Genomic DNA, 21,544 nt, shown 5'->3' with positions numbered 1-21,544 from the left:
CTAAATACTTTGCCCAAGCGAGTGAAATTAAGCAAATAATATTCGTTATTTCATATCAAAATGGTCTTATGCTTACACGAAAGTTGTACTTGAAATTAAGCGACACCTCGTGTCGTAGTAATGATGTATGACCCGACTTTTGAGGTGGATCCTTTTAAAATAATGCTGTGTTCACTTTAAATTTTATAATTCTCCCATGTCTGAACGTATCCGTGAAAAACTGCAAATTTTAGCCGATGCTGCCAAATATGATGTCTCATGTTCTTCGAGTGGTAGTAAGCGCCAAAATAAAGACAAAGGTTTGGGTAATACTGGAAACGGTATTTGCCATAGCTATACAGAAGATGGCCGCTGCGTTTCGTTATTAAAAATTCTATTTTCCAATGTTTGTATTTTTGACTGCGCATATTGTGTGTCCCGTCGAAGTAACGACGTAAAGCGCGCAGCATTTACGGTACAGGAAGTGGTCGATTTGACTATGAATTTTTATCGTCGGAACTATATTGAGGGGCTATTTTTAAGTTCGGGGATTTTTAAATCGGCGGATTACACCATGGAACGTATGTTGCAGGTGGTAAAAAAACTGCGTTTAGAAGAAAATTTTAATGGTTATATTCATCTGAAGACCATTCCGGGGGCATCTCAGGAAATCATTACCGAAGCAGGTTTATATGTTGACCGTATGAGCATTAATTTGGAAATGCCGACAGAAGATGGTTTAAAAAAATTTGCACCTGAAAAAAGTCATGTCGAAGTCCAAAAAGACTTAGGTATTGTGCGAGATCGTTTGATTCAATTTAAAGATGAACGAAAAATAATACGTACAGTCCCCAAATTTGTACCCGCAGGACAAACGACGCAAATGGTGGTGGGCGCACATCAAGAGTCTGACCGTGATGTCATACTGATGGCAGACCGTCATTACAAAGAGTTTAAGCTCAAGCGTGTGTATTACTCGGGTTATATTCCAATAAATGAAGAGGAGCGTGCGCTGCCAGCTGTGGGTTCTGCGCCACCGTTATTACGAGAAAATCGGTTGTATCAAAGTGACTGGTTAATGCGTTTTTATGGGTTTGAAGCGACAGAGTTGGTCGATGAAGAGCATCCAAATTTAGAATTGGACATTGACCCTAAATTAGCGTGGGCACTGCGTCATCCCGAGCAATTTCCCGTGGATATCAATCGTGCTGAATATCAAATGATCTTACGTGTGCCGGGCATCGGTGTGCGTTCTACTAAAAAAATTGTTCAAGCACGACGTTTTGGTAAAATTCATATCGACCAATTAAAACGTATGGGTATTTCCTACAATAGGGCGCAGCACTTTATACGCTGTGAAGATTCACCCAAATTTATTCGTGAACAACAGCCTCATCAAATAAGACAGCAGATTTTGCAAAGTGGCCAGTCGAAATATACGCAGCAAATTTCTCCACAATTGAACTTCGGTTTTTAGGATACATTCGTGAGTATTTATGTCTTTGATGGCACGATGACAGGATTGTTAAGCTGTGTTTTTCGTGCCTTTCAATTTAAGCAATTTGACATTCAGATTTGTACAGATGGGCAAGTGCAGGCAGGTCTTTTCGCCGAAGTCATTGATGTGGCTAGTCATGATGAACAAGCACAGCGAGTATGGCAAGGATTAAAGCTTAAAGCATCTGAAAGTGCTTTAAAGCAGTTTTATTATGCGTTTTTATCCGAGCAGCAGCAGGCTTTTCAACATTGTTTTAATTTTGCCATTTATGTGTTCCAGCAACAGCGTGATGTGTCTAAAAACTATGGCCATGCTGATGTATTAGGGATGAGCCAGTGGGCGAAGCAAGTGGGGCGTGAAAAGCACCGAATGGAAGCTTTTGTGCGCTTTAAAAAATGTCAGGATGGCTTGTTTATCAGTTTAGTCTCACCTGACTTTAATGTATTGCCTTTGATCGAACGGCATTTCAAATCACGCTATCAAGATCAGCGTTGGCTGATTTACGATGAAAAACGCAATTATGGCATTTATTATGATTTAAAACAGGTGCATCAAGTGGATATGGATGCCACAACCATAGATAGGCAAATACAATCAGGCCATAGTCAATCCTTTAATATCGAACTGGATGATGATGAGGTTTTGTATGATCAGCTTTGGAAAGATTATTTTAGAAGTGTCAATATTGAAGCCCGATGTAATATGAAATTACATGTGCAGTATGTGCCACGTCGTTATTGGCGTTATATGAATGAGAAAGCGATTTAAGTGTGAATCATCTAGTTGTTTTCGGGCATAATGATCGAGCTTTTGATTGTTTAAGTGAGACCTTGATGAAATTATTTCTTGTTACAACCGTTCTGACGGCAATGACGCTCACGGCGTGTTCTGCAAATGAACAAGAAAAGAAAACATTCAATCCGCAAAGTTATCAAGTTGCCGATACAGCGGGATTACAACAACGCTTTGAACAATTAAATCAAACTCTAGCTATAGATTTTAGCCAACTGAAAAAAGTAGAAAGTTTGGCTTTTTCAGACCAATCCGCTTTAGATGTTCATAACTTAAAAACTTTAAATCAGCATTTTGTTGCCAACACCGCTTTAAAAAGCTCAAAAATTGCCTATTGCGAAGTAATGAATCATTATTTTGCCGAAATGTATCATCTCGGACATGTGAACTTGGCCTTGGTGAAAGACGTTAAACTACCAAATGCCGCAAACGAAGATTTGAGTCAGGTATTTGCGAATGCAGACCAATTTTATGATTTTATTATCAACCGCTATACCACATATAAACAGGCACAAGAAACCATGCAATATGGTTGTAATCTAAAAGCCGCACTAGCAGATTAAAAAAAGCCCCTCAATGAGGGGCTTTTTTTTACAGAAATTAGCAGCCTGTTAACTTTTCCGGTTGTGGACGTTCGCCAGGGAAGAAGATTGGACGTAGTTTGACGCCGATACCGTTCCCAATGAAGGCAAATACTAACCATAACCAGCCATGCAAACTCCCTGAAGCAATACCGCTGAAATACGCACCAATGTTACAGCCGTATGCTAAACGTGCGCCGTAACCCAACATCAAACCACCGATCACAGCCGCTAGCAGTGAACGTTTTGGGATATTAAAGTTTGGTGCAAATTTACCAGCTAGGCTTGCTGCGAGTAAGGCACCGAGCATGATGCCGAAATTCATCATCGACGTGATATCAAACCATAATGATTCGGTGAGTGCTTTGGCATTTGCAGGTTGCTGCCAATATGCCCAAGATGCAACATCAATCCCCATAACACTTGCTGATTTTGCGGCCCAAACGGCTAAGGCAGAGGTCACGCCCCAAGGACGGCCTGCAAGTGCGAGTGTGGCAAAGTTTAGTAAAGTCAGGATAATTCCGCCCCAAACCAATGGCCATGGACCACGTAGAAAGCGTTTCCAGCCGTGTTGGTTAGCTTGCGGCTCAACTTCAAGCTGACCATGGCGTTTCTTTTCAAAGTAAACTGTTGCTGCGGCAATGATTGCAAAAAGCACAAAGTTTAATGCCAGTGCAGGAACTACACCAAAGCTTTTGACTAAAGAAATCGGCTCAAAGTGGGGAAGGTCAAACCACCATTGAATATGTGAAGTTGCAATCAATGAACCTGTACAGAAGAAGATCAGCGTTACAATCATGCGTGCACTACCTGCGCCCACGGTGTACAGGGTGCCTGATGCACAACCGCCGCCAAGTTGCATACCAATACCAAAAATAAAGGCACCGATCATCACGGACATTGAAACAGGATTAACGTTACCTTTGACTGGGTTGCCAAATAATTCACCCGCACCTAAAGCAGGGAAGAAGAGCAATACAGCCAAAGCCAACATGATCATTTGTGCACGCAAGCCACGACCACGACGTTCTTTAATAAAGACACGCCAACTCGAGGTGAAACCAAAAGACGCATGATAAAGCGTCATACCCAAAGCACCGCCAATTAAAAATAGCAATGCTTGGTTAACGCCTACAACCAGATAAGCACCAATGGTGCCTAAAATTAATAAAACAAAAGCCACCCAAATCGATACATTGGATCGATTGGCTGGCGCAGCAATAACAGACATGGAGAAAAAAGCTTAAAAAATGTATTTCTATTTTACGGTTTTTATATATTGTAAAAATTAATATTGTTTAGAATTCACACAATCATTGCTGTGAATAATTGATTTTCAATATTTGTAAAACTGATAAAAGAAACATTAAACTGGATTTACATTAAATAAAGAACCAATCCAACTTGAAAATAGCATGGCTGCAATGCCCCAGAGTGCAACACGTAGACTGCCTTTCAACATAGAAGTGCCAGCTGCATAACTGGCTAAAGCACCGAGGAGTGCTAGGGAAATCACGCCAATGGCCATAACAGTTTTTTCAATATGCATGTCAGCACTGATCAAGATCGCAACCATCGGAAATAGTGCACCAATTGAAAATGCTAAAGCCGATGAGAGTGCTGCTTGAACGGGTTTTGCTGCGGTATTGTCATGGATTCCAATTTCATCTCGTGCATGGGCCTCTAGTGCATCATGGGCCGTCAATTGGACTGCGACTTCATGGGCCAGTTGTGGTTCTAAACCACGTTGAATATAAATTTGGGTAAGTTCTTTAAGTTCTAGCTCAGGGTTCTTTTGTAGTTCCTTATGCTCCATGTGAAGATCTGCTTTTTCGACGTCTTCTTGAGATTTCACAGAGATATATTCGCCAGCCGCCATAGAGGTTGCACCAGAGATGAGTCCTGCAATGCATGTAATGAGTAAGGTATGGCTAGAAGCACCACTTGCAGCCATGCCCATAATTAAACTAGTGACGGAGATAATGCCATCATTTGCACCGAGTACAGATGCACGTAGCCAACCCGTACGTTCCATAAAATGTTTTTCGGCATGATGTGAGTAAGACATTATTTTCTCTAAATTTGTTATTTATATGACCTCATAAGATTGACCTGACATCGGTTAAATTTCAAGTTAAAAATAGATTGAAACAGTAAGTTGAATAAAATACAGATGTAAAAAAAGCACCCGAAGGTGCTTTTTTTATAAAATGCTTATTGCTGCGCTTTTTCTTTCACGTCAGCTGCACCTTGTTCAACAGCACCTGCTGTTGCAGCAGTTGCGTCTTTAGCTGCTTCTTTGGCATTGTGTGCAGCAGCTTCAGCATTTTCTGCAGCATTTTCGGCTGCTGTCGCAGTTGCAGTTGCAGCATTATCAACAGCAGTCGCTGTCGCAGTTGCCGCATCTGAAGTTGCATCAGCGATGTCATGGCCTGCTTGATCAGCAGCGTTTTCTAGGTGTTCACCAGTTGTTGCACCTGTTTCTGGCGCTTTGTCTTTATTACAGCCAACAAGTGCAACAGTTGCAGCCAAACCTAAAGCAACAAGTAATTTATTCATTTTGATCTTTCCTTTTTTTGTTATGCCCGTAGCATGGGCTGAATTTATATTAGCTGAAAAAATATTCAAAAATCGATCAAAAATTGTTGATTTAGTGTAATTTTATCCAGCTTATTTTGTAGTTTAAAAGGCTTTATATCTGTTTATAACGTTAAGGGTTTTGACTAAATAATTCTTCAATTGAAGTCACAAGTAGATAGATAAATTCACTGTCATCATGGCGCCATAAATATATTTCTTCCCCCAATTGTGTATCGTCTATCGTATGCAGCAATAAATAATCGCCATCGCCGTTATGCGCAATAGCAATGCTGTTTTCAGGGAAGTCTTCAATTTCACTTATAGTTTGATGTTCTGCAGCTAGATGATTCGTTGTACGTTTTAATCTTTTCACATCGCTGGTGTCTTGGAAGGGAAAAAGCCACCAAGCTTCGATGTCATCACCATCTTTAAATTCATCCGCACTAGAAAAGCTAATGCCGAATTCGCCACCATTTTCAATTTGCATTTTGGCTTTATATTTTTCTGGAAACTTAAATCCTAATTGTTCTTCAGTTGCAGTAATAAATTTTAAGTCTAATGGAAAGGGCATGATGTTGTTCTTAAATTATTTTGGTGTTTTATGAATAAGCTAGGCGTAAATTTTAGTCAATATTTTTTACACTCGTTATTTTTATCCTAGATGTTTTAGTTATGGACATACGGGCCATAAAAAAGCCTGCAATCAATGCAGGCTTTTTTGGGAAATTAATCTATTAAGATTAAAGACCAGCAGATGCTTTAAGCGCTTCCACTTTGTCAGTTTTTTCCCATGTAAATGCGGTATCAGAACCTTCACGACCGAAGTGACCATACGCAGCAGTTTGTTGGTACATCGGTTGGATTAAGTTCAACATACGAGTAATACCGTATGGACGTAAGTCAAAGTGTTCACGTACAAGTGCAATAATCAAATCTTCAGATACTTTTGCAGTATTGAATGTGTTGATCGAGATAGATGTTGGTTCTGCAACACCAATCGCATAAGACACTTGAATTTCACATTTGTCAGCTAGACCAGCAGCCACAATGTTTTTAGCAACATAACGGCCTGCATAAGCAGCAGAACGGTCCACTTTTGATGGATCTTTACCAGAGAACGCACCACCACCGTGACGAGCCATACCACCGTAAGTATCTACAATGATTTTACGGCCTGTTAAACCACAGTCACCTACAGGGCCGCCAATGACGAACATACCTGTTGGGTTGATGTGGAATTTAGTGTCTGCATGGAACATTTCAGCAGGAATCACTTTTTTCACGATCTCTTCAATTACCGCTTCTTTTAATTGAGCTTGGGTAATTTTTGGATCGTGCTGAGTTGAAAGTACAACTGCGTCTAAGCGAACTGGCATACCATTTTCATAAGCAAATGTTACTTGGCTTTTTGCATCAGGACGTAACCAAGCAAGTTTGCCTTGTTTACGTAGTTCAGCTTGTTTTTCCATTAAGCGATGTGCATATGAAATCGGTGCTGGCATAAGCACATCAGTTTCACGGCTTGCATATCCAAACATTAAACCTTGGTCGCCTGCACCTTGATCTTCAGGTTTTTGACGGTCTACACCTTGAGCAATTTCAGGTGATTGTTTACCGATCATGTTGATCACGGCACAAGTTGAACCATCAAAGCCAAGATCTGAATGATGATATCCGATACCATTTACGGTATTACGAACAATCGCTTCAAAGTCAACATTTGCAGTTGTTGTGATTTCACCGGCAAGTACAACCGCACCCGTTTTTACAAGCGTTTCACAAGCAACCCGTGCATATGGGTCTTCTTTTAAGATTGCATCCAAAATAGCATCACTGATTTGGTCAGCCATTTTATCCGGATGGCCTTCGCTTACAGATTCCGAGGTAAATACAGCGTACTCGCGCATAAGTCCTATCACAGTTAAATTTAAAGACGCAATATGTTACATCGAGAAAGCGTTTAGGACTAGCTTAACATGACCAAATTGGATGAAATTAATTCATTTCAATGACTTTTTAATTGATATAGGCATCTAAAAAATTGATATGAGCAATGGATTTCTCAATTTAATTTTTTATGATGAGATAAAACTGAGATATTTTGTTTTGGCACAAGCAACAATGTGATTAGGCGTTAAAATGGCTAAAGTGGCATTTTAAGTGAATCAATTATAAGAAAAATCAAATCAATATCCTGAGATTTATCAATAATGAATGTCATGAACTGCCAGAATATGACTGTAAACGACAATTATTCGTTTAATTTGAAAAATAAAACACAATAAATGCGGGCTTTTGAGACTTGGTACGCAAATTGCCTAGTTGTCATTACGTTGAATGGGGAAACGTAATGAAACAGTCTGGTTTTACACTCATTGAAATCATGATGGTAGTGGCAATTATCGGCATTTTGGCTGCAATTGCTACTGTATCTTACAATGGTTATGTCGCTCGAGCGCAAGTGGCTGAAGTTTTAACAATGATTTCATCCTATAAATTGAAACTAATTGAAAATTATTCAGAGGAACAAAGCTGTGTAGATTTGAATACAGCGCTGAATGAAAGTATCAGTACCAAGTTTATTGCAAGTAGTGAAATTACTGATGTGGCAGGAACGTGTTCAGTGGTTTTTACGTTTAAATCAACAGATGTCAATTTTGCTCTTCGCTCAAAGCAGATTTATTTTAATATTCCAGATGGTTTAAATGGTGCTTGGAATTGTCAATCGGATGATATTTCGCAGCGAAACTTACCTGCTACATGTCGTGGTATATAAATATTGAATGTGAAACCGTGAGTATATTGGATCAGTGCTGATTTCACAGGGATGAGTATGCTCTTAGAGTTTCACAAACATTCATAGGTTTCTTTATTGAATATATTTCATATTTCTAATGGTCATTTATCTGGATCGTCTTTGGCTGCTATTTATATTCACAATTTCCATTCGATGTATTGGACTTTTATCAATTACGAAGCGTTTGCTTTCGCCACTAAACTCTAAATATGCATTGCGCTGTCATTGATTCGCCATATAAAAGCGTCACTGTATACAAAATAAACGACATGCATAGGCTTGAAATTGTGCAATAAGCGCCCAAAATACAGGTGGTGCAGGAATAATTAGCGAAAATTTGCCCCCTGAGGCTTTACCCATTCCGCTTTTTTTAAGACAATATGCGCATCTTTGAATTCTTATTCATCTTACTCTTTTAAACCATTTGTTTGGACTCTGACCTATGACAACCCCGCTTAACGAACGTCGTATTGCAAACGCAATTCGTGTATTGGCAATGGATGCTGTGCAAAAAGCAAATTCAGGACATCCAGGTGCTCCAATGGGGATGGCAGATATTGCTGATGTGGTATGGCGTGAATTCCTCAACCACAACCCTGCAAACCCACAATGGGCAAACCGTGACCGTTTCGTATTGTCAAACGGCCATGGCTCTATGTTGCAATATGCGTTATTGCACTTAACAGGTTATGACCTGTCTATTGAAGATTTAAAATCTTTCCGTCAATTGCATTCTAAAACGCCAGGTCACCCAGAATTGGGCTATGCACCGGGTATCGAAACAACCACAGGTCCATTGGGTCAAGGTATTGCAAACGCTGTAGGTTTTGCACTTGCTGAAAAAACTTTAGCGGCTCAATTCAACAAAGAAGACATCACAGTTGTAGATCACAACACTTACTGTTTCTTAGGTGATGGCTGTTTAATGGAAGGTGTTTCTCACGAAGCATGTTCATTGGCTGGTACTTTGGGTCTAGGTAAATTAGTTGTTTACTACGATGACAACGGCATCTCGATTGACGGTGAAGTAGAAGGCTGGTTCTCTGACGACACAGAACAGCGTTTCTTGGCATACGGTTGGCAAGTACTGAAAGTTGACGGTCATGATGCAGATGCAATCCGTGCGGCAACTGTTGAAGCAAAAGCTGAAACTGCGAAACCAACCTTAATTATCTGTAAAACCATTATTGGTTTAGGTTCACCAAACAAACAAGGTAAAGAAGATTGCCACGGTGCGCCGCTTGGTAATGATGAAATCGCTTTAACTCGTGAAGCTTTGGGCTGGGCAGAAGGTCCATTTGAAATTCCTGCTGATGTTTATGCAGCTTGGGATGCAAAAGCCAAAGGTACTGCTTCTGAATCTGCTTGGAACGACACATTTGCTGCTTATGCTGCTAAATATCCAGTAGAAGCAGCTGAACTAAAACGTCGTCTTTCTGGTGATCTTCCTGCTGACTTCGCAGCAAAAGCGGATGCTTATATTGCTGAAGTAAATGCTAAAGCTGAAACAATCGCTACTCGTAAAGCTAGCCAAAATGCCATTCAAGCATTTGCACCGCAACTTCCAGAAATTCTAGGTGGTTCTGCTGACCTTGCAGGCTCTAACCTGACTTTATGGAAAGGCGCAGAAGGCGTTGAATCTAACCCAGCGGGTAACTACGTTCATTACGGCGTACGTGAATTCGGTATGACTGCGATTGCTAACGGTGTTGCACTTCATGGCGGTTTCGTTCCTTATGTAGCAACATTCCTGATGTTTATGGAATATGCGCGTAATGCAGTACGTATGTCTGCATTGATGAAACAGCGTGTAATTCATGTGTATACCCATGACTCAATTGGTCTAGGTGAAGATGGTCCTACACACCAACCTGTAGAGCAAATTGCATCTTTACGTGGTACACCAAACCTAAATACTTGGCGTCCATGTGACACTGTAGAAGCGTCTATTTCTTGGAAATCTGCGCTACTTCGTTCAGAAGGCCCTACAGCGTTAATCTTCTCTCGTCAAAACTTGCCATTCCAAACTCGTACAGCAGACCAAATTGCTGACGTTGCGAAAGGCGGTTATGTTCTTGCAAAAGAAAAAGGCGAATTGAAAGCAATCATCATTGCGACTGGTTCAGAAGTTTCATTGGCAATGGATGCTTATGCACAGCTTGAAGGTGTACGTGTCGTTTCTATGCCATGTGCTGAAGAATTCGTAAAACAAGACGCTGCTTACCGTGAAGCGGTTCTTCCTGCTGCGGTCCGTGCGCGTGTTGCTGTTGAAGCTGCGCATGTAGACTACTGGTGGAAATTTGTAGGTCTTGATGGCCGTGTAATCGGTATGACGACTTACGGTGAATCTGCTCCAGCAAAAGACTTGTACCAACACTTCGGTATTACTGTTGATGCTGTTGTTGCTGCTGTGAAAGAAATTACCGCTTAATCTATAAAGATTAATAGTAAAAAAGACGCCCCAGAGAAGGGGCGTTTTTTATTGCAGAGATTAAATATATTTTTTTAATTGTGAAATAACGATTTGTAACGAATGAATTAAAGCATTGGTTTAAAATTAATTCATTCATGCAGTATTCAGCCACGGGTGCAATGTTGCCCCAAGTGAGGAAACGATGAGCCTTTACGATCAGATAAATGATGAAATTGTACTGATGGATGCTGGTGAACAGAAATGGATTGGCACAGACTTAGAGCTTGAAGCAATGGTTGCGGTAGAGTTGATGTTGCAAGACTTGCAAGAAGACAAAGTGATTAAGATTCGCCGTAAGAACCATGAAAAGCATACAGGTTTAAAGCAGGTAGATCGGATCTTGGTTGAAAAGCTATAAGCTGAATAGTTAAAAAGTCCGAATCTTCGGGCTTTTTATTTGCCTATCGTATTTATAAAACAGATAAGAAAACGTTCTTTCAAGACTCATCATGTTTAAAAAGAGCGCATAAAATACAGTGTTTTCAACACAAAAAGCTTTATTTCAGTTATAAAAATCCAGTGATCATTTAAAAAAGACATTGAACGTGCAAATACAAATTAAAAATTTAACTGAAATTTCAAAAAGCCAATGGCAGCCGCTCTGGGAGCTGTATTTAGAATTTTATAAAAGTCAGGTGGCGGATGCAGTGACCGAGCGAACATGGCAAAGGTTACATGCTGCTGAGTGCGAACATATGTATGGCTTTGCAGCCGTAATTGAACATCAAGTGGTTGGGATCGTGCATGTCATTGAACATGAGAGCTGCTGGACATTGCAGCCTTATGCCTATTTGCAAGATTTATATACGCTTGAAGAATATCGCGGGCAGGGTATTGGCAAGGCGCTGATCGCGAAAGTGAAAGAATATTGTGATCAGCGGCAGTGTGACCGTGTGTATTGGCTTACGCATCAGGACAATGAAACTGCGCAAAAGCTGTATGATCAAATCGCGAGAAAAACCGGATTTATCCAATACCGCTGTCATTAACTCAATGTAAAAAGCTATTCCAAATCAACAGCAGCTTTTGCGCATCTAAGTATTAAGCTGAAACTTTAAAGTTTTTAGCTGAGTCAGCATCTTGCTGAATGATCCATTCTCCACCTACGCGGAATGATGATGCTGAGGCGTAGGTATCTTCCATAAATTGGAAAAAGCTGATTAAACCGTTTTGAACTTTGGCTTTAATTGAAAAAGGCGAGGTGAAAGTATTTTTTGCATAGACTGAGGTGTAGGTGAATTGACCAAATACAGCTACGGTTTCATCTTCAGCGATCATATCCGTTATTTGAAAGTCGTCGATATTCCAGTAGGTCCCGACGTTGGCAAAGGTATAAATATAAATGTCTCTGCCTGTGCCAGACCCAGCCCACGGCTCAATTTGTTTAAGTTCTGGGTTGCTGAAGTTTAAGGAAACATATGCCGCGTCTTCTGCAACCAGCAGCTGAGTTGCATTTTCGACGAGTTCTTTTGAAGTATTCATAAGAAATGCCAAAACGACATCTTTGGGCGTTTTAGTATTTAAGGCTTTTTCAATAGCCAGCGATTGTTCTGTCATTTTTGGGTACTCAGATTGTTATGATGTCTAAAAATCTTAAGTGGATTTGTTTAGAAAACCTACGACTCTGATAGGTTGATGTTTCCTAAATTTAGGATAAATAACTCATGGATCAATTAAATTATTGATTATTTGAAATATATGGGAAATTTAATAATTGAGAGTGGTTGTAGATGCTGCTACAGATTTTACAAAACTATCGTTCTAAACATGCAACAAAACGTTTTATCTTTAAAGCTGTAATACGGCTAAAAATCTATAGACTTAATGGTATTCGAAAGTGAGATAAAAACATGAACTTTAAAGCATTAACAATCGGTTTGGCGGTAGCATCAGTTACAACAATTTCTATGGCAAAACCTGTTGCCTATCAAATTGATCCTACTCATACAGCAACAGTATTTACGTGGAATCATTTTGGTTTCTCAACACCTTCTGCAAACTTTAGTGACATTCAAGGGACAATTAATGTCGATAATGCAAAACCTGCAAATTCGTCTGTGAATGTGACGATTCCATTATCAAGCTTAAATACCAATGTCAAAGCATTAGATGATCATTTAAAAACAGCAGATTTCTTTGATGCTGAAAAATATCCAAATATCACGTTTAAAAGCACAAAAGTTCAAGCGATCAGCAAAACTAAATACAAAATCACGGGTGATTTAACAGTTAAAAATGTGACTAAACCAGTGGTATTGGATGCTGTATTGAACAAGCAAGCCGTTCACCCAATGACTAAGGCGGAAACGATTGGTTTCAATGCAACGACTTCTTTTGATCGTTCAGCATTTGGTGTCGGTGCATATGTACCAAATGTAGGCGACAAAATTACGGTAAATATTACGACTGAAGCGGCTGTGTCTACAGCAAAGGCAGCAGCGAAATAAGATTTAGCTTCCTCAGTTAAGTTAGGAAAGCACCCATTTGGGTGCTTTTTTATGTCTCGTAGATGAGTATTTGATGAGTGGTCAATCGCGATTGAGCAGCAATAGGCAGCCAAAACTGATGAAAATTCCACCGGTAATGGCGTCAATTTTTTTACTAAATTTTTGATAGTAATGGGTCATTTTAGGTGCTGAGAATAAGACCGCAACCAATGCAAACCAAATCAAACTTTCAATAAAGACTAAAGCCAATAAAGAGCTTTGATCAAAAATGCTGACCTTTGCACTGATCCCAATGGAAAATACACTAGTGAAATAAACTAATGCTTTAGGATTGGCCATATTGGTCAAGAAACCTTGGAATAACAGCGTCAAAGGCGATTTTTTCTGTACAGCTTGCTCGGTTGGTTTCGTTATTGTGCCGAGGTCTTTACTCCATGCAGATTTTAATAACTGAGAGCCTAAATATAAAAGATATAAGCCACCCAAAATCATGAGGCATTGTTGTAACCAAGCCATTTTTTGAAATAGAAAATGTAAGCCACTTATTGCACAAATTGACCAAACTAAAATACTAAGTGATATACCTAATGCGGCAAATAATGCATGTGATCTGGATTGTCGAATAGCACTTTGAGTGACAAAAAAGAAGTCTGGGCCTGGGCTGATGAGAGCAAAAAAGTGGATGAGCGCAATGCTGAGTAAGGGAGTCATTCTAATGGCTTATACGTTTTGAAGTGCAACCGTTATAAGCCATTTAGCTTTAAATTAATAGCTGTTTTAAAGCTCAAGCTGTTGTAAGAATTGTTGCAAAATAAGGGGAGCAACACGTTCTAAATGAGGTGCATGTTGTTGGCTTTCCATGCGTAAATTTGGGATGTTAATTTGTGCTTTATGCAGTTCACATGTATGCCCAATTAGCCATTTTTCCATGGCCTGTGTTTCTGCTTCAATATGAAACTGTAGAGCTAGAATATTGGGCCCATAGCTAAACGCTTGATTTGGATAAATTGCTGAGCTGGCGAGTAACTGTGCATTTACAGGTAAATCAAAGGTATCACCATGCCAATGCAGTACAGGCACTTGATCTAATGGCGCTAATATATTGTGAGTAATATCATCAAGTTCTAAGTTGCTCCAACCGATTTCTTTGCTATGACCTGCATAAACTTTAGCTCCCAATGCATGCGCAATTAGCTGAGCACCTAAGCAAATGCCTAAAGTCGGTAAATTACTCTCTAAACGTACTTTAAGTAAGTCTATTTCTTTTTGTAGGAAAGGGTAGTCATTAGTTTCATAAACTCCGATCGGGCCGCCCAAAATGATGGTAAGCCCTGTATGTTGCATAGCTTTACTGAGGTCATCGATACCAGCTTCGAAGTATCTCACCCGATAACCCAGTTGATAAAATACATCTTCCAATGAACCCAAATCTTCAAATGCAAGGTGTTGAATGACGTAAATGGTTTCGTTTAATGCAGTACTCATAGGGATTTTTCAGGATTAAAATTTCAAAATAGAATGTAGCTTGAATTGTCGGAGATTAAAAAGGAAAACTGTAAATTTTCACAATTGCGAAAAGAGATAAATATAGAAGTTGGCTGAAGCATATTTTTTTTTCTTTGAATGATTAGGTTCGATCGTTGAACTTAGCATTTAAAACCTTTGTATTGTGAATTAGGGGATTCCCGAAAGGCTTTATTGGTAAAATTTATGAGAAAAAGTGCATGAAATTTTGATAAAGCTTTGGTTTAGTATAAAAAAAAGATGAAAAACCAATGGAAAAGCGTTTAGAGATGCGTATGATGAAATCTTCGACAAACAACAGTTCATTTTTCTTTTAATATCATCACATAATTAGATAACTGATTTTAAAAGTAAAAAAATATAAGCCAGGGAACTTGTATGCAGTCAAAACATAATCGAGATGCCAGTCTCTTGCATGCGATACATAAAATTTTATTGAAGGAATGGGACCCGTTAGGGATTCGCCGTATTCCTGCTTTACGTGATGAATATGATGATTATTTGCCCAATATTTTTAAATTAATTCAAGAGGATTCAAGTGAATCAGAAATTTTTGAATATTTATGGTGGGTTGAGCAAAAGGTCTTAGAGAAAAAAGGGCAGAAGGAACATACCCTAAAAATTGCGAAAATGTTGAAGGCAATTGAGCGCTAGTTTGCGGTCGTGTACGCATAAAAAAAACCGATACGTTGCTCGTATCGGTTTTTTATTTTGAATTTCTTAGCAGTCCCTTAGAAACGGTTTAGAATTTCTTTTCTAAGGTAAACATAAAGCTTGGAATGGCTTCATTAATACGAGATTGGTATAGCGCGCCAGAACTTTGTTCTTTTAACACTTCTTTATAATCTGAGCTGAGAATATTACGTGCATTGACCGATGCAGACCAATTTTGATCAAAGCGTTTAGTAAAACTCACATCCATGTTGACACGTTCATTGCTGGTGCGATTGTACGGTTCGTTACTCAGCGCACGTGTATATTCAGGGGTATAATTGAGGTTCACACTTGTTGCAATACGCCACGGTTGATAGTTATAAGATAAACCAGCACTTGCGGTATAAGGTGCAACATCACTTGCCAAACGGTCAGAGCCGTCAGTTTCTTCAATTTTTGCACGTACAGTTGAAAGTTGAGCATTCAACATAAATGAATGGTCATTCTCCTTTTGCTTCAGTGCATAGCGTCCAGAAATTTCCACACCATAGGTGGTTGCACTGTCTTGGTTATAAGGACGTTCGACAAAACGGCAATCGGTATTTCCTGTTTCACAACGACCGCCTGTAGCATTTTCTGACAGGATCGATTTTTCGATATAGTCATTAATTTCTCGATAATAGGCAGTGATATTTACACCGCCAGCAGGGGTGTTATAGCCTAAGGTTGTTTCGTAAGCATTAATAGTTTCAGGTCTTAGGTCAGGATTACCACCACGATCAGGGTTGTTTAGTGTCCCTGCATCGCTTTCTGTAGAAACTGAAACCGTCGGCATTAATTGATTGCTACGTGGGTTTTTAAAAGCCTGACTCAAATTGGTTTGAAGTGACCATTGGTCATTAAAGTCAAAACGGTGTGCTAATACAGGACTTAAATGCTGATCTTGATAATCCACTAAACCTGAACGATCAATCCACTCTTGGCGTACACCTAAAGTTAAGGTTTGGCGCGGCGTATATTTCCAACTTCCTTCAACATAAGCAGCATACAATTGTTCATCTAAGGTCTCTGCAATATTGCTTTCAAGTTCATTGCTTCGTAGGTCGGTACCAAATTTTATTTGGCGTTTTGAATCGAACTTTCGGACACCGTCGTAGCCTAAACCATATTCATTAATTTTTTCATCAATATATGATTGGGAATCTCTATACTCTGTTAATTCTGTTTCATTTTGCTGCTCAATTGATAAGCGAATTTTGTCGGAATTACCTTGGTCTTTACGCTCATATCGTATGTTGAGTCGAATACTGTCATTTTTATCTTTTTGGACTTGGGAGCCACTTGTGCCTTCGCTTTCATTGTTGCGATAAAACATTTCAGCGACCAGTTTTTGTTGATCATCAAGTTGATATTCAACACGTGGGGTGAGCATTTGCGACGTACGATTGGTGATGCGTTTCTGGGTTTTCGTTCCTGTTGCATCTTGTGTACGGGTGAGCGTATCTGAATCATTCCACATTCGGCTCCCAGATAAACTATAGATCCAAGGGTCTGAACGACCATCCATTTGAAAGTTTAAATTGGTGCGTTCTTCTTCACGTGTATTTGATTTGGTTAGGCCATAACCAGCACGTACAGATCCACTTAAGCGCGTGCCATTCAATGGTTCTTTTTAAATAATATTGATGACTGCAGATGAAGCAACAGAGCCTTGAGCGACGCTCGGTTGTTTGGTGATTTCAAGGCGTTCGATCATTTCGGGCGTAATGCTATCAACAACTGACATGCCACCACGAGGACCACCTTGTACAGGTTCACCATTGATTAAGAAAACGGGTGCACCACCACGGAAACGCATGCCGCCAGCACCTGCACCACCACGTGGACCACCGCCAGCACCGGGGAGTTGAAATCCTGCAGCACGACGCAGCGCATCATTGATGGACTGATCGCCAAATTTCAACATTTCATCACGGCTTATAATAGTTTTTGCTACAGCACTGATATCTGGGTCTTTGGGCTTAGTGCTTGCTGTTGGAACTTCAAATGTTAAAGCTTCCATTTGCTGAACTGCTGCAGATTCTTGCGGATTTTGAACAGTATCTGCGGCCCAAATTGATGTTGATATTGTAAGTAATGCGTAACTTAAGCTGGTCAGTTTGAGTGTGGTGTACGCGCCGTGCATTATTTGGTTGTCCAAATGTAATTTTGGCAAAGAATAACGGAAAATTATGGAGAAAAATTGAGGAAAATTGGCGAGATGAGCATTTCATCAGATTATTTTTTAACAGGTAGGTGAAAGGTCGTGTGGCAATAGGGGAAGCCTTATTCGTTGGGGAAAATTAAGGCCTATTAACGTCGCTACAATATAATAAATAACTGAGGTGACGCAGTAACATCAGAAGCGTACTTTGCTTCAAATAATAAAGATACGCGGTAATGTCACGCGCAATTGTTTGAGACAGGACGACTTCTAATCAAAAATGTTTTTGCGATACGTTGAATAATTTGACGGTAGTGAACGAGTTTTGTTGGTGAGGTGCATTGCACCGCAAGATGGTTTCCTTGCGAAGCTTCGCATCTCATTTTGCCGAATGAAAAACAACGTTTCGTAAGAGTACCTCCAGCCGAAGGCTAATCTCTTTATTCAATCCCTAAATGCGAAATTACTTTTATGTGCATAACATGAGTAAATAAATCTAAAAACAAGCCGTTGAAGAAAAATTTAGACATAAAAAAACCCTCATCTTTCGATGAGGGTTTTTTCGTATTCTGGAGCGGGAAAGGAGACTCGAACTCCCGACCCCAACCTTGGCAAGGTTATGCTCTACCAACTGAGCTATTCCCGCAATGAGGTGAATTATAGAGAATTTCACACAACTGTCAACTCTCTATGCTTCTGTTTGCTTAATTAATCAGCACGGCGCCAAATAGTGCCTTGACGAGTATCTTCAAGAACAATCCCTTGATCTAACAAAGATTGACGAATGTCATCTGCTTTGGCAAATTCTTTGGCTTTTTTCGCATCTTTACGTTGTTGAATTAAATCTTCAATTTGCTCTTCAGAGAGACCTAGTGCTTCTTGACCAATATCTGATTTTAAAAATTCATCAACATTGTGCTGAACCAAACCTAAAATATTGGTCAAGTGACGCAATGTCGAATAATACACAGCCGCTTGTTCAGCATTTTCATCTTTTACGGCACGGTTCAATTCTTTGTTGACTTCAAACAATACCGCAATTGCTTCTGCCGTGTTGAAATCATCACGCATAGCGACATTAAAGCGCTCAACTAAAGCATCATCCAAAGTTTCTACGGTTTTTTCACCATAGACTTGCTGATAAGCTTTAAATGAATGATAGAAACGGGAAAGGGTATTTTTCGCTTCTTTTAAAGCAGTGTCAGAGAAGTTTACTGGGCTACGGTAATGTGATGACACAATAAAGAAGCGAATCACTTCAGGGTGGAATTTATCCATCACATCACGAATAGTGAAGAAGTTACCTAAAGACTTCGACATTTTTTCGCCATCGACATTAATAAAGCCGACATGCATCCAGTAATTAACATACGGTTCGCCAGTAGATGCCTCAGATTGCGCAATTTCATTTTCATGATGCGGGAAAGTTAAGTCTGAACCGCCACCATGAATATCAAAATGGTTGCCTAAGCAGCAGGTCGACATCGCTGAACATTCAATATGCCAGCCCGGACGGCCATTACCCCAAGGTGAAGCCCAAAAAGGTTCATTTTCTTTGGCATGTTTCCAAAGCACGAAGTCAAAAGGATGTTTCTTTTCTACTTCTACATCAACGCGTTCAGAAGCACCAGCCTGCATATCGTCAAGTTTACGACCCGAAAGACGACCATATTTGGCAAACTTTTCAACTTCAAAATAAACATCGCCATTTGCAGATGGATATGCTGTACCTTTGTTAACCAAGTTACCAATCATATTCTGCATTTGATCGATATAGTCTGTTGCACGTGGTGCTTCATCAGGTGCTGCACAACCTAAATTGGCAGCATCTTCGTTCATGGCCTTGATAAAGCGATCGGTTAATGCAGTAATGCTTTCGCCATTTTCATTGGCACGGGCAATGATTTTGTCGTCAATATCGGTAATGTTGCGAACGTATTTAACGTTCCAGCCCTGACTGCGCAGGAAACGGATAATGTAGTCGAATGCAACCATAACTCGAGCATGACCAATATGACAGTAGTCATACACGGTCATTCCACAGACATACATGTCGATATGTCCTTCTTTACGAGGTACGAATTCTACTTTTTTACGTTGCTCTGAGTTATATAGAACAAAAGGTTGCATAGGTCTTCAAATTGTTTCTACCAAAAGATGGCTCATCTTAACCTAAGCATTTTTATTCATAAAGTTAAAACCCAAAAAAGCAGATATTTTTTAATGCTTGATGTCTTTGCGTTGCTAAAAATAGCGTAGAAGGTTAATTGGATTCGGTCTGAATCTCATTCGAGTGCTGAATTCAATTTATCTGTCCGGAAGATAAAAATGAAGAAATGCATCTTTTCTGCATAATTCATGAATTCTTATACATTTGGAAACGTGCTATTTGCATAGATATGATAAAATTGTGAAAATTTTTTATTTTGAAAGTGAGAGCGCACCTCTCACGGCTTAAGGTATAACAACTTTGAATCCACCAAATATGCCGAATCAAGTCGATTTTCAGAAAGTCGCATTAGAAACTTTGCGTATTGAAGAGCATGCTTTACAAGTATTAACGACGCAAATAGATGATCGTTTTAGCCAAGCCTGCGAAATCATTTTACAGTGCAAAGGGCGTTTAGTGATTACTGGTATGGGCAAATCGGGGCATATCGGTCGTAAAATGGCCGCTACGTTTGCCTCGACAGGTACGCCATCTTTCTTCATGCATCCAGGTGAAGCTGGACATGGTGATTTGGGCATGTTAGTTAAAGGTGATGTGCTCATTGCAATTTCAAACTCAGGTAAGAGTGATGAAATTATGATGCTGATGCCATTGATCAAACATTTGGGCATTCCTCTTATTACCATGAGTGGTGACAATAAAGGCCCAATGCCACAAAATGCCGATGTCGCATTGACCTTGGGTAATATTCAAGAAGCATGTCCTTTGGGTTTAGCGCCGACCTCCAGTACCACTGCAACATTAGCCTTAGGTGATGCCCTTGCAGTTGCATTATTGGATGCACGTGGTTTTACATCAGATGACTTTGCACGTTCTCATCCTGCGGGAGCATTGGGTAAGCGTTTGTTATTGCATGTAAAACATCTCATGCATACAGGTGAAGACTTACCCAAAGTGTCGCCAGAGACACCTATGAATAAAGTCTTGTACGAAATTTCAAATAAGCGTTTGGGTCTCACCACAATTGTCGATGAAAACGATACCTTATTGGGTATCTTTACTGACGGTGACTTACGTCGTTTGATTGATAAACAGCAAGGCTTTGATGTGAATATGAAAGTCTCAGAAGTGATGATTAAAAATCCTTTGACCATTTCACAAGAAGAACGCGCGGTACATGCTTTAGAACGTATGAACGAAAAGAAAATTACACAATTTGTAGTTGTTGATGATGTCAATAAAGTGATTGGGATTATCAGCATGCATGATTTGATTCAGGCTGGGGTAAATTAAGAAAATGGCATCGTATGTATTGCTAGAACAAGCGCGTCACATAGAAGCACTGGTACTGGATGTAGATGGAATTTTAAGTGATGGATTTGTAACGTTGACCAATAGTGGCGATGAAATCAAATCCTTTGATATTCGAGATGGCTTAGGCATGAAGTTGGTGCAAAAAGCGGGTATCAAAGTCATCATTATTACTGGCCGTAAAAGTAATATTGTTGAAAAACGCATGTCTGACTTAGGTGTCGATTTGGTCTTTCAAGGTCGTGAAGATAAAGGCGTTGCCTTGACTGAAGCCTGCGCACAGTTCGGTATTGATCCTTCAGATTGCCTATATATGGGCGATGACTGGCCCGATCTTTCAGCCTTCGCTATTGCGGGGATGAAAGTGACCGTACCAAATGGACATTTAGAAGTACGTCGCCGTGCAGATCTTGTTACGCAGGCGATGGGTGGACGTGGTGCTGTTCGTGAAATCTGCGATATGCTTTTAGTTTCTAAAGGTGTATACCAGGAACTACTTGAAAAATATGCAAGTGCACCTTATTAATAAATTGAT

The 21,544-nt window shown here is 39.9% G+C and carries 20 protein-coding genes, 1 tRNA gene and 1 pseudogene; 11 read left to right on the top strand and 11 right to left on the bottom strand.

Going from position 1 to position 21,544, the window contains the following annotated elements; all coding sequences use genetic code 11:
* Positions 1-196 precede the first annotated feature (196 nt).
* The 3 genes from AVJ20_RS00910 (at position 197) to AVJ20_RS00900 (ending at position 2,832) form a co-directional block, all read left to right on the top strand.
* Positions 197-1,456 (top strand): putative DNA modification/repair radical SAM protein, encoded by a 1,260-nt coding sequence (locus tag AVJ20_RS00910; RefSeq protein ID WP_111883794.1) that lies wholly within the window; start codon positions 197-199, stop codon positions 1,454-1,456.
* 9 nt (positions 1,457-1,465) lie between these two features.
* Complete coding sequence (locus AVJ20_RS00905) at positions 1,466-2,245, top strand: TIGR03915 family putative DNA repair protein (RefSeq protein WP_111883793.1); 780 nt, start codon at positions 1,466-1,468, stop codon at positions 2,243-2,245.
* Positions 2,246-2,310: 65 nt separating this feature from the next.
* Positions 2,311-2,832, top strand: coding sequence for a hypothetical protein (locus AVJ20_RS00900; RefSeq protein WP_111883879.1), 522 nt, complete (start codon positions 2,311-2,313; stop codon positions 2,830-2,832).
* Between the two features lie 37 nt (positions 2,833-2,869).
* On the opposite strand, the gene AVJ20_RS00895 is transcribed toward AVJ20_RS00900, so the two are convergent.
* The 5 genes from AVJ20_RS00895 to metK form a co-directional block, all read right to left on the bottom strand.
* On the bottom strand, positions 2,870-4,081 hold the full coding sequence (locus tag AVJ20_RS00895; protein WP_111883792.1) for a YeeE/YedE family protein: 1,212 nt from the start codon (positions 4,079-4,081) through the stop codon (positions 2,870-2,872).
* A 135-nt stretch (positions 4,082-4,216) separates the two neighbouring features.
* Positions 4,217-4,918, bottom strand: a complete 702-nt coding sequence (locus AVJ20_RS00890) for a VIT1/CCC1 transporter family protein (RefSeq protein ID WP_111883791.1) — start codon at positions 4,916-4,918, stop codon at positions 4,217-4,219.
* A 146-nt stretch (positions 4,919-5,064) separates the two neighbouring features.
* Positions 5,065-5,409 (bottom strand): hypothetical protein, encoded by a 345-nt coding sequence (locus AVJ20_RS00885; RefSeq protein WP_078193577.1) that lies wholly within the window; start codon positions 5,407-5,409, stop codon positions 5,065-5,067.
* A 151-nt stretch (positions 5,410-5,560) separates the two neighbouring features.
* Positions 5,561-6,001, bottom strand: a complete 441-nt coding sequence (locus AVJ20_RS00880) for an SMI1/KNR4 family protein (protein ID WP_111883790.1) — start codon at positions 5,999-6,001, stop codon at positions 5,561-5,563.
* 169 nt (positions 6,002-6,170) lie between these two features.
* The gene (metK, locus tag AVJ20_RS00875) at positions 6,171-7,337 is read right to left on the bottom strand and encodes a methionine adenosyltransferase (RefSeq protein ID WP_078188779.1); all 1,167 of its coding nucleotides are present in this window, start codon (positions 7,335-7,337) and stop codon (positions 6,171-6,173) included.
* A 443-nt stretch (positions 7,338-7,780) separates the two neighbouring features.
* On the opposite strand from metK, the gene AVJ20_RS00870 reads away from it, so the two are divergent.
* The 4 genes from AVJ20_RS00870 (at position 7,781) to AVJ20_RS00855 (ending at position 11,689) form a co-directional block, all read left to right on the top strand.
* Entirely contained in the window at positions 7,781-8,206 is a 426-nt protein-coding gene (locus AVJ20_RS00870) for a pilin (RefSeq protein ID WP_111883789.1), read from the top strand.
* A gap of 463 nt (positions 8,207-8,669) precedes the next feature.
* Complete coding sequence (gene tkt / locus AVJ20_RS00865) at positions 8,670-10,658, top strand: transketolase (protein ID WP_111883788.1); 1,989 nt, start codon at positions 8,670-8,672, stop codon at positions 10,656-10,658.
* Positions 10,659-10,842: 184 nt separating this feature from the next.
* A complete protein-coding gene (locus tag AVJ20_RS00860) occupies positions 10,843-11,058 on the top strand; it encodes a hypothetical protein (RefSeq protein WP_078188774.1) in 216 nt (71 codons plus the stop codon).
* 187 nt (positions 11,059-11,245) lie between these two features.
* Positions 11,246-11,689 carry a GNAT family N-acetyltransferase gene (locus AVJ20_RS00855; protein WP_227591806.1) on the top strand — a complete coding sequence of 148 codons (444 nt, stop codon included), beginning with the start codon at positions 11,246-11,248 and terminating at the stop codon, positions 11,687-11,689.
* Positions 11,690-11,741: 52 nt separating this feature from the next.
* Here AVJ20_RS00855 and AVJ20_RS18550 read toward each other — a convergent pair whose 3' ends face one another.
* Positions 11,742-12,257, bottom strand: a complete 516-nt coding sequence (locus tag AVJ20_RS18550) for a nuclear transport factor 2 family protein (protein ID WP_228157134.1) — start codon at positions 12,255-12,257, stop codon at positions 11,742-11,744.
* Positions 12,258-12,550: 293 nt separating this feature from the next.
* Between AVJ20_RS18550 and AVJ20_RS00845 the strand changes: the two genes are divergently transcribed.
* A complete protein-coding gene (locus AVJ20_RS00845) occupies positions 12,551-13,147 on the top strand; it encodes a YceI family protein (RefSeq protein ID WP_078188771.1) in 597 nt (198 codons plus the stop codon).
* An 81-nt stretch (positions 13,148-13,228) separates the two neighbouring features.
* On the opposite strand, the gene AVJ20_RS00840 is transcribed toward AVJ20_RS00845, so the two are convergent.
* Positions 13,229-13,858 carry a LysE family transporter gene (locus tag AVJ20_RS00840; protein WP_111883787.1) on the bottom strand — a complete coding sequence of 210 codons (630 nt, stop codon included), beginning with the start codon at positions 13,856-13,858 and terminating at the stop codon, positions 13,229-13,231.
* Positions 13,859-13,924: 66 nt separating this feature from the next.
* On the bottom strand, positions 13,925-14,632 hold the full coding sequence (locus AVJ20_RS00835; protein WP_078193571.1) for a glutamine amidotransferase: 708 nt from the start codon (positions 14,630-14,632) through the stop codon (positions 13,925-13,927).
* A 417-nt stretch (positions 14,633-15,049) separates the two neighbouring features.
* Here AVJ20_RS00835 and AVJ20_RS00830 point away from each other — a divergent pair, with 417 nt between their 5' ends.
* A complete protein-coding gene (locus AVJ20_RS00830; protein ID WP_078193570.1) occupies positions 15,050-15,325 on the top strand; it encodes a hypothetical protein in 276 nt (91 codons plus the stop codon).
* Between the two features lie 88 nt (positions 15,326-15,413).
* Here the strand turns inward: AVJ20_RS00830 and AVJ20_RS00825 are convergent.
* From AVJ20_RS00825 to cysS, 3 genes and pseudogenes are all read right to left on the bottom strand, one after another.
* Positions 15,414-17,510, bottom strand: a pseudogene (locus AVJ20_RS00825) (TonB-dependent receptor plug domain-containing protein).
* Between the two features lie 588 nt (positions 17,511-18,098).
* Positions 18,099-18,174, bottom strand: a tRNA-Gly gene (locus AVJ20_RS00820).
* Positions 18,175-18,236: 62 nt separating this feature from the next.
* Positions 18,237-19,658 carry a cysteine--tRNA ligase gene (gene cysS, locus AVJ20_RS00815; protein ID WP_111883786.1) on the bottom strand — a complete coding sequence of 474 codons (1,422 nt, stop codon included), beginning with the start codon at positions 19,656-19,658 and terminating at the stop codon, positions 18,237-18,239.
* 355 nt (positions 19,659-20,013) lie between these two features.
* Here cysS and AVJ20_RS00810 point away from each other — a divergent pair, with 355 nt between their 5' ends.
* Both AVJ20_RS00810 and AVJ20_RS00805 read left to right on the top strand, forming a co-directional pair.
* Positions 20,014-20,991 (top strand): KpsF/GutQ family sugar-phosphate isomerase, encoded by a 978-nt coding sequence (locus AVJ20_RS00810; RefSeq protein WP_111883785.1) that lies wholly within the window; start codon positions 20,014-20,016, stop codon positions 20,989-20,991.
* Between the two features lie 4 nt (positions 20,992-20,995).
* Positions 20,996-21,535, top strand: coding sequence for a KdsC family phosphatase (locus AVJ20_RS00805; RefSeq protein WP_078188762.1), 540 nt, complete (start codon positions 20,996-20,998; stop codon positions 21,533-21,535).
* The last annotated feature ends 9 nt before the right edge of the window (positions 21,536-21,544 follow it).

The organism is Acinetobacter sp. CFCC 11171 (assembly GCF_003268405.1).
GTDB lineage: Bacteria > Pseudomonadota > Gammaproteobacteria > Pseudomonadales > Moraxellaceae > Acinetobacter > Acinetobacter amyesii.
The sequence above is the reverse complement of the archived record's forward strand: the minus strand, read 5'-3'. Positions and strand labels throughout refer to the sequence as shown.

Excerpts from the sequence above, each read along its gene's own strand:
- AVJ20_RS00910 (WP_111883794.1), top strand. The coding sequence starts at position 197 with ATGTCTGAACGTATCCGTGAAAAACTGCAAATTTTAGCCGATGCTGCC.
- AVJ20_RS00900 (WP_111883879.1), top strand. The coding sequence starts at position 2,311 with ATGAAATTATTTCTTGTTACAACCGTTCTGACGGCAATGACGCTCACG.
- AVJ20_RS00895 (WP_111883792.1), bottom strand. The coding sequence starts at position 4,081 with ATGTCTGTTATTGCTGCGCCAGCCAATCGATCCAATGTATCGATTTGG.
- AVJ20_RS00890 (WP_111883791.1), bottom strand. The coding sequence starts at position 4,918 with ATGTCTTACTCACATCATGCCGAAAAACATTTTATGGAACGTACGGGT.
- AVJ20_RS00885 (WP_078193577.1), bottom strand. The coding sequence starts at position 5,409 with ATGAATAAATTACTTGTTGCTTTAGGTTTGGCTGCAACTGTTGCACTT.
- AVJ20_RS00880 (WP_111883790.1), bottom strand. The coding sequence starts at position 6,001 with ATGCCCTTTCCATTAGACTTAAAATTTATTACTGCAACTGAAGAACAA.
- metK (WP_078188779.1), bottom strand. The coding sequence starts at position 7,337 with ATGCGCGAGTACGCTGTATTTACCTCGGAATCTGTAAGCGAAGGCCAT.
- AVJ20_RS00870 (WP_111883789.1), top strand. The coding sequence starts at position 7,781 with ATGAAACAGTCTGGTTTTACACTCATTGAAATCATGATGGTAGTGGCA.
- tkt (WP_111883788.1), top strand. The coding sequence starts at position 8,670 with ATGACAACCCCGCTTAACGAACGTCGTATTGCAAACGCAATTCGTGTA.
- AVJ20_RS00860 (WP_078188774.1), top strand. The coding sequence starts at position 10,843 with ATGAGCCTTTACGATCAGATAAATGATGAAATTGTACTGATGGATGCT.
- AVJ20_RS18550 (WP_228157134.1), bottom strand. The coding sequence starts at position 12,257 with ATGACAGAACAATCGCTGGCTATTGAAAAAGCCTTAAATACTAAAACG.
- AVJ20_RS00845 (WP_078188771.1), top strand. The coding sequence starts at position 12,551 with ATGAACTTTAAAGCATTAACAATCGGTTTGGCGGTAGCATCAGTTACA.
- AVJ20_RS00840 (WP_111883787.1), bottom strand. The coding sequence starts at position 13,858 with ATGACTCCCTTACTCAGCATTGCGCTCATCCACTTTTTTGCTCTCATC.
- AVJ20_RS00835 (WP_078193571.1), bottom strand. The coding sequence starts at position 14,632 with ATGAGTACTGCATTAAACGAAACCATTTACGTCATTCAACACCTTGCA.
- AVJ20_RS00830 (WP_078193570.1), top strand. The coding sequence starts at position 15,050 with ATGCAGTCAAAACATAATCGAGATGCCAGTCTCTTGCATGCGATACAT.
- cysS (WP_111883786.1), bottom strand. The coding sequence starts at position 19,658 with ATGCAACCTTTTGTTCTATATAACTCAGAGCAACGTAAAAAAGTAGAA.
- AVJ20_RS00810 (WP_111883785.1), top strand. The coding sequence starts at position 20,014 with ATGCCGAATCAAGTCGATTTTCAGAAAGTCGCATTAGAAACTTTGCGT.
- AVJ20_RS00805 (WP_078188762.1), top strand. The coding sequence starts at position 20,996 with ATGGCATCGTATGTATTGCTAGAACAAGCGCGTCACATAGAAGCACTG.